This is a genomic window from Oceanispirochaeta sp. (assembly GCF_027859075.1).
Classification (GTDB): Bacteria; Spirochaetota; Spirochaetia; order DSM-2461; family DSM-2461; genus Oceanispirochaeta.
The window spans coordinates 1-12,611 of sequence record NZ_JAQIBL010000004.1; the positions used below are offsets into that span (position 1 = coordinate 1).

Annotated in this window: 9 protein-coding genes; 8 read left to right on the forward strand and 1 reads right to left on the reverse strand. The window is 40.4% G+C overall.

Going from position 1 to position 12,611, the window contains the following annotated elements; translation table 11 throughout:
- From PF479_RS00365 to PF479_RS00390, 6 genes are all read left to right on the forward strand, one after another.
- Window positions 1-459, forward strand: a 459-nt coding sequence (locus PF479_RS00365; RefSeq protein WP_298001085.1) for a hypothetical protein, incomplete at its 5' end; no start/stop codon positions are given.
- Between the two features lie 171 nt (window positions 460-630).
- Window positions 631-957, forward strand: coding sequence for a hypothetical protein (locus tag PF479_RS00370; RefSeq protein ID WP_298001086.1), 327 nt, complete (start codon window positions 631-633; stop codon window positions 955-957).
- A 42-nt stretch (window positions 958-999) separates the two neighbouring features.
- Complete coding sequence (locus tag PF479_RS00375; RefSeq protein WP_298001088.1) at window positions 1,000-3,504, forward strand: hypothetical protein; 2,505 nt, start codon at window positions 1,000-1,002, stop codon at window positions 3,502-3,504.
- 172 nt (window positions 3,505-3,676) lie between these two features.
- Window positions 3,677-5,653 (forward strand): cytoplasmic filament protein CfpA, encoded by a 1,977-nt coding sequence (cfpA, locus tag PF479_RS00380; RefSeq protein ID WP_298001090.1) that lies wholly within the window; start codon window positions 3,677-3,679, stop codon window positions 5,651-5,653.
- Between the two features lies 1 nt (window position 5,654).
- Window positions 5,655-6,599 carry a hypothetical protein gene (locus PF479_RS00385; protein ID WP_298001092.1) on the forward strand — a complete coding sequence of 315 codons (945 nt, stop codon included), beginning with the start codon at window positions 5,655-5,657 and terminating at the stop codon, window positions 6,597-6,599.
- Between the two features lie 30 nt (window positions 6,600-6,629).
- Window positions 6,630-9,242: a putative PEP-binding protein gene (locus PF479_RS00390; protein ID WP_298001094.1), complete on the forward strand. Its 2,613-nt coding sequence runs from the start codon at window positions 6,630-6,632 to the stop codon at window positions 9,240-9,242.
- A gap of 46 nt (window positions 9,243-9,288) precedes the next feature.
- On the opposite strand, the gene PF479_RS00395 is transcribed toward PF479_RS00390, so the two are convergent.
- On the reverse strand, window positions 9,289-10,149 hold the full coding sequence (locus tag PF479_RS00395) for a J domain-containing protein (protein ID WP_298001096.1): 861 nt from the start codon (window positions 10,147-10,149) through the stop codon (window positions 9,289-9,291).
- A 145-nt stretch (window positions 10,150-10,294) separates the two neighbouring features.
- On the opposite strand from PF479_RS00395, the gene ilvB reads away from it, so the two are divergent.
- Together ilvB and ilvN are read left to right on the forward strand one after the other, a co-directional pair.
- Window positions 10,295-11,977, forward strand: a complete 1,683-nt coding sequence (gene ilvB, locus PF479_RS00400) for a biosynthetic-type acetolactate synthase large subunit (RefSeq protein WP_298001097.1) — start codon at window positions 10,295-10,297, stop codon at window positions 11,975-11,977.
- A complete protein-coding gene (gene ilvN, locus PF479_RS00405) occupies window positions 11,974-12,447 on the forward strand; it encodes an acetolactate synthase small subunit (protein WP_298001099.1) in 474 nt (157 codons plus the stop codon). The genes ilvB and ilvN overlap by 4 nt, the downstream gene beginning before the upstream one ends.
- Window positions 12,448-12,611: the final 164 nt, after the last annotated feature.

Genomic DNA, 12,611 nt, shown 5'->3' on the forward strand with positions numbered 1-12,611 from the left:
AAAGAATTTTCCATAGCGTCACTTCCCAACAGAACCGAGTTACTGCAGGAAGCTAGGGCACTTTTGGAAAAAAGTGCAGCCACCAGGGATGATGATGACCAGGAAGATGTGATCCTCAAGTCCAGACTCCTGGATGCCGGTCTGAAAAGAACAATATTGGATACTCCCGGAGAGTATCCTCTCCATTCCTATGGAAGCCGTTCAGAAGAAGAGCTTTTTTACAAAAACTTTTGTTTGAAGAATCAGCTGTACATAAATATCTGCACTTTCTGCCGAAAGTGTGATTTCTCGATAGGGGATACACAGGGACTCTGCAGTTCCAGCCTCACCATCAGGAAGGGGCAGAAAAACAGATATGTCAGGTTGAACCGTCAATACCAGATGCTGAAAGAAAAGTATGCTTCCGGCCGTTATCTTCTGACGGATACCGTGAATCCTGAAAGAGATAAAAGATATTAGAACCGACAATCTTCAGAGGGACCATCTTCTGAAGAATCGTCTGTTTTCCAGGATTTTTTTCAACTGTCCTCTTCATTTCTCTCCGGATGGTCCCTCTGGGATGATGTAGCCGACTATATTTGCATTTTTTGGGATATGAAAAATCCCGGGTCTTTAAGATCCCTTTTTTACTTGGACAATACTATCCGGCATGAATGGCAGCAGAAAAAAAGTCCTTCTCTCCATGCTGTCTTTGAATTGTTTACCGACTGCCTCAGCGGCAGAGACCGAATGCTGAGTGCCACCGCCGGAGATCTGAAAAAAGGACCCGCCCGATGGATTGATATGGATAGGAGTGAATTGAAAAATCAATGCATAAAGCTGTATGCAAGATTGAATCTGATGATTCAATATCTGGGTATTATGCATGAAAGGAATGAATTATCAGCTGAAAACTGGGATTTCCCCAGACCGCTATATAATTTTGTAAGTTTAAAAGAGGACAATAAGAGTAAATAGTTGTACAGTTATAGTACTGATAAAAAACGGGAGGATTTTTTCGTGAGAACCCTTGGAAGAACCAGTGAGTCCCATCGTGTATTTCATTTAGGACCAGAATGTTATGTCTTGTATCTGGGCAGTGACCGGGATGATGATGACCCTTTTTTACGCATCGGTAATTCACCGGACTTGCCGGAGGTCTTGCATAAAATCACATCCAGGATTGTTCTGACCTCCTCCTACACAGGAAATCCCTTTCTTGAAGTTGAGTATGCCAGACATCATAAACTCTCCTATTTGGGAGATGTGGATGTCATCGAACATTTCCGAAAGTTTTTCCAGGGACTTCATCTCCCTGCCAGAGAATTCAATGATTACAGGCAGGTTAAAACAAGAGAAAACAGGCATAACCTTTATTTCTATAATAATGGAAACATTCACCTTAATTTTGATGACACCCTCCTTTTTGATCTCCATAAGAGAGAGCAGACAGATCTGCACAGCAACCAGAAATGTGACCGCATCAAGGCCTTGCTACTGAAAAATCCTCTTCGTTATACCCGGGAGGAATTGAATAAATCGGGTTTCTTTATAAGTGAAAATGGAAAATTTTACCTGATTCATAAAAACTGGATATCTTTAGACATGGAGGATCAGTATTTTGCTGCCCTCGCTTCCCAGGGGATAGATCCTGATGAAGTCAACACCGTATTTACCCACATTCCAGAAGAGAGCATGAATAATTCTGAAAGAGACGCTCTTGTTCAGATCATAAAAAGAAGATCTCTCCGTAAAAAAGAAATTTTTGTCCTGACGACCAGGGAAGACATAACGGATCATCTTCTCCATCTTTTTCCAGAAGGATCCAATACCTCGGCAGTTCAGCCTTTCCTGATGGAATCGGGTCAAATCCTGAATAGGGATGGAATGACCGCCGAAGCCAGAGATGGAACGCTTCTGATACAATTTGGTGAGTTGAACAGTCTGATTGTTCCCTTTGATTCCTCTGGAAAGGGAATCCCCCGCTGGGCAGGCTGGCATGTTTCACAAGATCGGATGGTTCTGACCCATAGAACCAATGATGAACTTGAGACCGAAATTAAAACATTGAAAGGTTTTCCTCTCATTCTTGAAAACAACATCCCCCAGAGTTCATTCCTTATTAACAAATATCTGACCTTTTTTCACCCATACCTTGAATCCTGGGAAGGAAGAGACTCCTGGCAGGCTCTGTATGAACTTGAAGACTCGGTGAAGTCCCTCCTTGAGGGAGTCGAAATCCAGGATTCATTAATTATTCCAGAAATCAAAAATCCAATAACTCCCGGGTTGGAATATCTATTCATTCACAATGTTAAAACCCTGATAGACCAAAATAGCAAAAAAACTCCTCAAAAAGTAATCCAGATGTTAGAGCAGCAGATTGGTTCTCTTTCAGAACCATCTCCCCAGATGCCTGTTTTGGGAGATCTATATTCAGGATTAAAAGGACCATTTATCCTCTACAGGGTCAGCAGCAGTAAACTGAATCCTCACAATTTTAGAAAAGCACAAGAGATCTGTGAGGAGATGAAGAAGGTTCAGTCTCCGGATCATGTTATTTATTCTAATGAAAAGAAAAGACTTCAGGCATTGCTTGAAAATATTTATGGCGCCGGGCCGGCTTTAACCTCAGGAACGTCTTCCGCTGCGGCAAAGACTGTGAGTGCGCTACCAGCTAAACCTGCAGCTCCGAAGGCCAGTCAACAAATTCCTGAGCAGAAGAGCAAGGGGTTTGATCTGAAGCCGGCACCTAAAGCCCAAGTGAAAAGAAGCAGCAATAAGACTCTTCTCTGGATATTGCTTATCGCATTACTTCTCCTCCTCCTCGGAGGGGTCACATACTTTTTCATGGTCAAGCCGGCGGCCGGTTCTTCAGTAACAAACAGTGCAGATAAAGTTGTCCGTGTAGATAAAGATGCCGCAGCTGATAAAAATACCGCAACAGAAAAAGATGCCGCAGCTGATAAAGATGCTGCAGCTGATAAAGATACCGCAGCTGATAAAGATGCCACAGCTGATAAAGATGCCGCAGCTGATAAAGATGCCGCAAAAGAAAAGGATGTCCTAAAAGAACCCATTGTAGAAACAGAGCGACAGCCTCAAACCATAGAGGAAGCTCTTGCCTATCTGGAAATTGAAAACATCACCATCACTCTTGTAGACATTCACCTGGTTTCAAATGATATTGCCGTAAGAAATGGATATCGTGATCTGGACTATCAGGTAAATGAAGGAAACAACCCGAACTGGATTTATAGTGGGAATATTCTGGAAATGCCCGACGGTAAGGATTATACTATCCAACAAGGAGATTCCATCTGGTTTATCGCATCCCGATTGATAAGAAGGGAACTCGAAGTTGATCTTTTGTATCTGGCGGAATTGGAGAACCAGCTTGATCAGCAGGACCTGTCAGGTTCTGAAAAAAATCGTATCCGTGATGAATTGACAGCGATGGCGGGGCGCACTAAGAGTGAACAGCTAAGAATGAAAATCATGGATCTGTTAGATAAAGAGTTTTGAAAAGTGAATAGTCATTCCATAAATAATGAAAAAATGACGTTTTTTTATTATTTAGCTGCCTTATATTGAAAAATGATAAGTTTGTATTTTGAAAAAAAAGTAATATGTAATATAATTGTGAAAATGAAATCGTTTTTTTCATTTTCTATTAGATTAAATCAAGGAGAGTATTATGGCTGGTGATCTTCCCAGAAGTCCTAATGTATTTCACCCAACAAAACCGTCTGCTGTAGGTTCAAGAAACAGTCTTGCACAGGATGGACGTCTTCAGAATGATGAGTTCGAACGTGTCGTACAGGAAGAATCCGAAAAGATTCTAAAAGAAATTGAGACAAAACTCCCTCAGGAAGTTCTTAAAGAACTTGATGTTATGGGTGGTCTGAAGCAGAAACTGTATAACTATTACAACCAGAACTACCAGAACATGTTCAATCGGTATGTTGTTACCACTGAAGATGAAATGGTCAAAAAGATTCGGGGTTTCATTGATAAAGAGGAAAATAAGGCTCTTGCCCGATACACTCCAAAAGAAATTTCAGAAATGTTGGACCAGATTGGTGGTGCTGATAAATTTAACACTGCCGAAGTTGAAAAGTCCATTGTTAATATGTACGGTCACCTTCAGGGTCATGTTCAGAGAGGTCTCAATGATCTTGAAAATGAAACAAATGCTTTACTGAGACAGAAGACGGATGTCGGTGCTTTCATCAGAGGTGAAAATGCTTATTCCATCATCAAGTGTTCTTTCAAAGATAACGCATTCAAACCAAAGGTCGTTTCTGATGTGAAGCTCTCTATCAACATTCTTGAATCTGAACTGATCAGTCCGATCCTTCAGTATCAGGCTTCTGTTGAATATATTATCAAAGATCAGATTTCCAAAACAATTTCTGAATTTATTGATAGAGAAATTGAAGTTCTTCAGGATCAGCTGGTGGATGAAGGAAAAGAGGAACTTACCGATTCCGAACTGATGTTCGAAAGAATCAAAAAAGTTACTGATTTTACCGATGATGAAAAAGAAGATGAATCCTCCAGACGCTATGCCTTTATGGCCAAAAACATGGTTGAAAAAATTGAAGGTCTGAGAGCTGAAATTCCAAGAGATGAATTTGATTCTCAGAACATCAGAGAAAATATTAAACGGATTGTGGATGACGAAAACATCCGAAACAGAGGTTTCAACACAGCCGTAAACAATCTGACATCCATTCTTGATACCAGTAAAATGGGTTATCAGTTTGTTGAAAACCTGAAGAATGCCCGTGAGTTGATTATCAAGGAATATGAAGATGCAGATCCTGCAAGACTTCCTGATGAGAGGTATCAGATCACACTGAAATTCTATGACAATGATCAGCTTGAAAAACTGAGAAAGAATTATGATGAACAGGTTGATGAATTCAGAAGAGAAGTTCTTCATGCCTGGGATGTTGTAGAAGTTGTTTACCAGGGTAAGAAATCCAGAGGCAAAATTAATGACTTTGATGATCTGAGTAAAAAAACGTCAGCAAGTATCAAAAAGCAGATCAAAGATGTTTCTGGTGATCCCACTTATGAAGAGCAGGAAAAGAACTGGAATGAAATCATGCGTCTCCGTGTTGAAGACACAGATGTCGAGCGCCTGAATCAGACATATGTCTACGAAAAAGAGCTTCTTAAGAAGATGCTTAGGAAATCTAAAGAAAAAGTGGCCATAACATTCGGTTATGAAAATCCGAAAATGAGAGTTGTAGCTGATCAGAGAATTGACTTTCTTGAAAAAGAAGTGGAAGAATTTGATTACATCATCAACCCTTATCATGTTCAGCCCGGTCTTGTTCTTGATGTGGATATTACAAGTATCAAACGTAAGAAATACACCTTGAACAGCATGGCTAATGTAATGAATGAATTTTTGAATGGTGTTTCCAAAGGGTTTGCCGATGCAGCATTTGCTTCCTTTAAGAGACGTCGTTCAACGGTTCGTGATGACATCAATCAGACTTTTGGTGATTCCAGTGGCGCCGCAGCTCCTGTTTCAACAGAATATGCAAATAAACTGAAGTCTTTGAACGAAGGAAAAGAAACTCCAAAGGGAAAGGCTGACGTTACTCCTTCCAAATCAAGCAGGAAGAAAGTAAATCTGGATGAATTAAGCGAGATCTAATATGACGCAAAACATCAGTGATAATAAATTTAATTTATTATCCACCAGGGCCGGGTTTAACCGAACCCTGGGGCATTTTAAGACAACCCTCTCTTTTTCTTCGGAAGTAGAAGAGGGCCTGAACCTGGCTGATGTACTTACCGATGCTCTTGGGGAGGGATCCGTCTCTCCTCATCAGCTGAGGCCTGTACTCAACTTACTGTTGGTTGATAAATTCTCTTATCAGCGTCAGTCAGAGAATCTAAGAGAAGCAGTCGAATCCGTAGATAATCTAATCAGTGCTGTTTCTCAGTGGACCATGCTGGATATTGTTCTGGCTTTTTACAACTCTAGCGGTGATCTTTCTGTCATCAACCCGACGAACAAGGCCCATTGGGCTCCTGTACTACCCCTTAAACGGGATGAATTAATGATTTGTTTCATTAAAAGCAGCAAAGAGTCAGACCTGAAGACAGAAGAATCAGCTTGTGCGGATTTCTTCAACCTTTTGTATGGGAAAAAAGTTAAGGTTAAAAAATCTTATATTGACCCTGATGTCCGACCAGAAGAGAGGGTCGAAATGAAGGCTCCAGAGGAAGAATTCTCTGTGCAGGAAAATGTTGCTCCTGTTAATTCGAAGAGTGTTTCTGCAAAAATTTCCGTTTTGGTTACAAATGAATTGTTTCATAATGGAAACGTGGAAGCTTGGAAAAAAATTATTGCCAGCTATAAGGCAACACATCCGGGTCTGGATGTTCTAATCTGGTATGACGGTGAAAAAATCAACGATATCAATACACTGTTCAAATGGGGAAAAGTCAAACATGGTACACCCATTTTATTCAGCGTGTCAGGTGAAAATATTAAAGATGTCTCAAAGCTTAAAAAGTATTTCTTCGAAGGCGCAAGCCAGCGGTATGAAGTCTTCTTAAGAGGAGCCGTCAATAGTGTGCTTGATCTTTTTTGATGAGTACTCGAAAAAAAAGGAATTATCTTTATGGATATTTATTCATTCAGTAGTGAAGTCTTCACGCAGGATAAGGATGTTCTTGACGCCCTCGGTTACAGAGGTCGGCGTTTGATGCACCTTGCCAGTCTGGGAATACCTATTCTTCCCGGATTTATTCTCACTAATGACTCTCTCCTTGCGGAGCTGGACACTCCGGGAACTAACAATCAGAAAGTTCAAAAGTCTATCAGCAATATGGAAAGTGTCATCGGAAAAAAATTCGGAGATTCTGAAAATCCTCTGTTGATCAAATATGTTCTCAGTCCACAGCTTAATATGATCGATACATTTGCCAGTCTCCACAATGTTGGTTTATGCAGCAGCACAATAGATGGTTTTGCATCCTTTGTGGGTGAAGAGTTTGCCTATCATGAGTATAGGAATATGCTCAGGCGCGTCGTTACTCTTGATTTGGAAATTGAGTCGGATGCCAACAGAAGAAAACTTCTTGAAAAGATGATTAATTCTCTTAAATCCTGCACCGATGCAGCTCAAACAAAGAGTACTCTTGTGGAATTGGAGGGTTTGTACCCTCAGGAAATCTTTTCAGATTCCTGGGCACAGCTCGAATTCATTCAGATTCTATATACTAAATATTTGAAATTTTCTGAATCGGTTAATGATTCATCCCTCCTTGTTCAGGCTATGACCTTTGGTAATTATGGCAAAAAAAGTTATTTTGGAAGCTATTTTACTAGGGATATTGTAGATGGTTCTAATAAACTCTATGGCCAGTTTTTTGTTAATTCCTTTGATGCTACTAGTTCTGATGGACAGGGTATCGAAAAAATCACGAAGGAAATATACAAGGATCTTGATTCAATTGCCAGGCAGCTCGAGAACTATTACAAAGAGATCCGTCAGGTCAAATTTACTGTCGAAGACGGTAGACTCTGGGTTATTGACCAACAGGAAGCTGACGGGAAATCAACACAGGCACATATCAGAACTCTTCTAGACCTCAACAAAGAGGGTGTCGTTAGGGATGAATACCTTATTACTGATATTCAACCGAACAGACTAGCTGAGATTCTTCACCCGGTTATCGACCGCAAGTCAGCAAAGGAACTTTCTTCCTTTAAGGGTGGTATCTCCGGCTCTGTCGGTGCTGCCGTGGGACGCGTATTCTTTTCGACAGATGAGTTGATGAAAGAATATAGAATTGCAACCCAGCGGGGGCTTGAGGCAAACTTTATACTTATCATGAAGTCCACTTATGCGGAAGATGTTAAGGCTATCGAAGTTTGTAAGGGTGTTATCACCATAGAGGGTGGTTATGCTTCTCATGCACCAGTCGTTGCCCGCAGCCTTGGAAAAGTTGCCATGGTCCATCCTGATATCAAGATTCTTAAATCCAGTGTCAAAATTGGTGATGAGACGATAAAGGAAGGGGATTATATCACCATGGATGTAACCTCTTATGACAAACCAACCGTATATTTTGGGAAAGTTGGACTCATCAAACCTAGTATTGAAGAAAGCGGAATCCTCGAGTATCTTGAAATTGTTCAGAGATTTATCGGAGATTTTGATGTTCATGCCAATGCGGATCAGCCAAAGGATGCTCAGCTGGCCAAACTTTTTCATGCTGATGGAATCGGATTGTGTAGAACCGAGCATATGTTTTTCGATGAAGAACGGATTCCTTTATTTCGCTCGTTGATCATTACTGATGTAATGAAAGACAGGTTTAAAATTCTCGATAAACTGGGCAAGATGCAAACATCAGACTTCTACAATCTATTTAAGATTATGGAAGGGCATCCTGTTACTATTCGTTTGCTGGATGCACCACTTCATGAATTTCTCCCTCATACAAGAGAGAGTATGCTGGAGTTTATTTCTTATTACAAAAAGGATTATCCTAAGGTCACCGAATCGGAAATTCGTCTTCGCTGCGATATGATGGGTGAAGTGAACCCCATGTTGGGACACCGCGGAATTCGAGTGGCAATTTCTAAGCCGGAAGTCTATGCCATGCAGATACGAGCCATCTTTGAAGCTATCTACAAATTAAAAGTGGAAGATGGAATAGACTGTAAGCCTGAGATTATGCTTCCTGTTGTTATGTCTCACAGAGAGGTCAAAACGGTACGATTTGGGAAAAGGATTGAAGGCGCCGAAATCTTGGGTATCCGGGATATCGAGGAGGCTGTTCGTCAAAAGTATGACATTGATCCCCTTCCTTATCAGGTGGGAACCATGATTGAACTGCCAGGTGCTGCATTGAATGCCGATAAAATAGCCCGCTATGCTGATTTTTTCAGTTTTGGTACGAATGACTTGACCCAGACGACGAATGGTATTTCCAGGGACGACTTTAATTCTTTTTTTACGGATTATAATGAGTATGACCTGTTAGAGAGAAATCCCTTCAAATATCTGAACGGCCCCGTGAAAGAACTAGTTCAGATTGCGACTGAAAGAGGCCGGATGGTGAGACCTGATATGAAAATGGGACTCTGCGGTGAGCATGGTGCCGAACCGGAAAACGTCGACTTTTGTATGGATACTGGTTTAAACTATGTTTCCTGTTCTCCCTACGGTATTCCTATAGCTAAGTTGTCTGTTGCTCAGCATAACCTGAGGAATAAAAAATAATAAAAGCTGCCTTCGGGCAGCTTTTTTTATCTCCTGTAGTGTTTTCTCAGAGGGATCGGAAGAAATAAGTTTGATGATCCTGTTCTTCTTTTCTTATATTCCTGTAACTGTCTGTCAGATTATAGAAAATCAAAAATACTTCATCCTTTTCGAGGGCTGGAAATCTCTGACCTATGTATATCAGTTGATTCCAACTTTGAGTAAAAGCTGTTTTCCAGTGTAGCTTTTTATATTGGACTACTTGATAGGGTACAAGATAGTCTTTAATACACTGTATCAAATAGTCTTCCATAATCAGCCAGTGTTTGTTTAAAAGAGGATGCCGGGGAATATCGTTATCTTTTAAGAGAATGTATTGGTTGAAATTGCCTGTAAAACGGATGAATAGATTCAACGAATAATGATCATAGTCATGTCGGCAAAATTTTTCTAACTTTAATACATCCGAAAATGTTTTATCAAATAAGCGTAAACATTCTCTATAACGGAATCTTCTTACTCCCTCATATCTAAGTTTACGGTTTTCAAGGCCATATTCAAAGAATTTTTCTGAGGCTAATATGATTTTATAAGAAAATTCTTTAATTTTTAGATACAGTTCTTGACTGATCTCTCCATTAGGAGTGATATTATTTGTTTTAGTATTTGATTTATTATTCTTTTTATGGAATATTGGTTCCTTCTCTTGCTTTTTGACTTCTTCTTTATTAAAGTCATGTGTATCTTTGATTTTATTGCCCAGGAATATATTGCAAGTTTCATAAGCCAGGTTTATTTCGGTCATTTTCTTGTGTGACCAGTCCTGATTCTTGGGATTCGAGTCAGGATGGTATTTTTTTACAAGAATTTTATATGATTTTTGGAGATCGCTTTTTGAGAAATCATTTTCTAGTTTAAAGATCATCATGGATCGAAGTATATCCGGCATGTTGCTATTATATTGTATATCTATAAGGGTTGAAATATCGTTAAAGAATTATTTACTAATATCATTTTTATATATTTTATTAACTATATAATTGAGTTTAAATTTTATTTTAAAGGAGGAACAGATGAAGAAAGGGCGAACTTATGGAGCGAAGGCACTTGTGAAAACTCTGGAAAAACTGGGTGTCGACGTTGTTTTTGGTTACCCCGGCGGAGCCAATCTGCCTATTTATGAAGCTCTCGCATCCAGTTCCATCAAACATGTTCTGGCCAGACATGAGCAGGGCGCATCGCATATGGCAGACGGTTATGCCAGGGCTACGGGAAGAGTCGGGGTCTGTCTGGCGACAAGCGGGCCTGGGGCGACAAACTTGGTCACTGGTATTGCTACAGCTTATATGGATTCAATTCCTATGCTGGCAATAACAGGTCAGGTACCCAGGATAAATATAGGTACTGATGCATTTCAGGAAGTAGATACAACAGGGATCACTATACCCATAACCAAACACAATCTCCTCGTACAGGAAGTTAAGGAAATACCCAGCCGCATTGAGGAAGCCTTTCATATTGCTTCTACCGGACGTAAAGGTCCTGTCCTTATTGATATACCTAAAGATGTACTCTTCGAAGAATTTACACTCCCTGATCCAAAAGAGATTATCCTTGAGGGTTACAGCCCTAATTCAGAGGGGCATCCCGGTCAGATTAAAAGAGCCGTTAAAATTCTGGAACAGGCAAAGCGACCCTTGATCATGGCGGGGGGCGGAATAATTGCATCCGAATCCTTTGATGAATTAAAGGCTTTTGCCGAAAAAACCAATATTCCCCTGATTCATACTTTTATGGGGAAGGCGGCTCTCGATGATAATCACCCCTTGAATCTGGGAATGTGCGGATATCATGGAAAAGTTGTTTCAAATCAGGCCATTGATCAGTCTGATGTTATTTTGGCTCTGGGTGCACGTTTTAGCAATAGGCATACAATCAATCTGGAGACCTATCCCGGGCATAAAAAAATAATTCATATTGATATTGATCCTGCAGAAATCGGAAAAAATGTTGAAACTCTTCTTCCAATTGTAGGGGATTTAAAGCAAATCCTGACAAGATTTATTGATTTGATAAAGCCTGGTAAAAATACTGAATGGATTTCGCATCTGAAGGATATTGATTCCAGAGCTTTGCTGCCTATTGTTCCTGAGAATGGATTGACTCAAATTGCAGCCATGAGGATTATGCAGGAATACCTTGATAATCCTTTGATCATCACAGATGTCGGACGGCATCAGATGTTTGCGGCTCATGAGATGAAATTACCTTCTGGAAGGAACTTTATCAGTTCCGGAGGCTTGGGCACTATGGGGTTCAGTTTTCCCGCATCTATCGGTGCTGCTTTTGGTAAACCCGATAGACAGATTGTTGTCATTGCAGGTGACGGATCCTTTGTTATGAACTGTCAGGAAATAATATCTGCTGCAGCCGAAAAACTGAATATCATCTGCTTTATCATGAATGATTCCAGGTTGGGTATGATTGCTCAGCTCCAGGATGAGTTCTACAAGAGCAGTTTTGATATCAGTGATCTTGGCTCCTTCGTTGATTTTCCTAAAATGGCTGAAAGTATGGGAGCTCAGGGACATCGTATCAGAACCCAGAATGATATGAGGGCTCTTATGATGGAGAAATCTCTCTACAAGGGTGTTCATATCGTCGATTGTGTCATCGAAAAAGGAGGCGAACATGCCTACCCGATGGTCAGGGGGCGTTCCATACTGGATATTGTTGAAGAGGGAGGAACCAAATGAAACATACCATATCCATTCTTTGTGATGATGTACCCGGTGTTATGACACGCATCTCCGGATTATTCTCCCGCAGAGGATTCAATATTGAAAGCCTTTCTGTAGGATCTACAGATAAACCGGGAAAAAGCCGATTCACTATCGTTGTTAATGGTGATGATATGGTCCTTGAACAGGTGAGAAAGCAGCTGCAGAAACTCATTAATGTTATAAATGTCTGGGATTATAAAGAGGCGTCTATTGTCTCGCGGGAGCATGCTCTTATCAAGTTAAAAGCCGGTCGAAATACCCGGGCGGAACTTCTGCAGCTTGTCTCTTCCATTCCTGCTCGGATTATAGACTCATCTGGAGATATCTGGACTTTGGAAATTACCGGAGATACTGAAGATGTCAGCAGTTTTATTGATCTGTTTAAGCACTATGAAATATTAGAATCAATAAGAACCGGAAAAATTGCTTTAAAAAGAGGCTAGGATTCTGTATAATAATTATATAGGGGTTCTGGTGAAAACTGAATCTCTATGTTTTGTTAATTATACAAAAGACATGTAGAATCTTATCATTCTAACGTGACTCTGGGAAGGAGATGTTATGGCTAAAATACTGGATCTTTTTGATGCCTATGAGAGTGGGCAGC

Bases quoted from the DNA above. Each gene is read 5' to 3' on its own strand.
- PF479_RS00390 (WP_298001094.1), top strand. From the start codon at position 6,630: ATGGATATTTATTCATTCAGTAGTGAAGTCTTCACGCAGGATAAGGAT.
- ilvN (WP_298001099.1), top strand. From the start codon at position 11,974: ATGAAACATACCATATCCATTCTTTGTGATGATGTACCCGGTGTTATG.
- ilvB (WP_298001097.1), top strand. From the start codon at position 10,295: ATGAAGAAAGGGCGAACTTATGGAGCGAAGGCACTTGTGAAAACTCTG.
- cfpA (WP_298001090.1), top strand. From the start codon at position 3,677: ATGGCTGGTGATCTTCCCAGAAGTCCTAATGTATTTCACCCAACAAAA.
- PF479_RS00395 (WP_298001096.1), bottom strand. From the start codon at position 10,149: ATGATGATCTTTAAACTAGAAAATGATTTCTCAAAAAGCGATCTCCAA.
- PF479_RS00385 (WP_298001092.1), top strand. From the start codon at position 5,655: ATGACGCAAAACATCAGTGATAATAAATTTAATTTATTATCCACCAGG.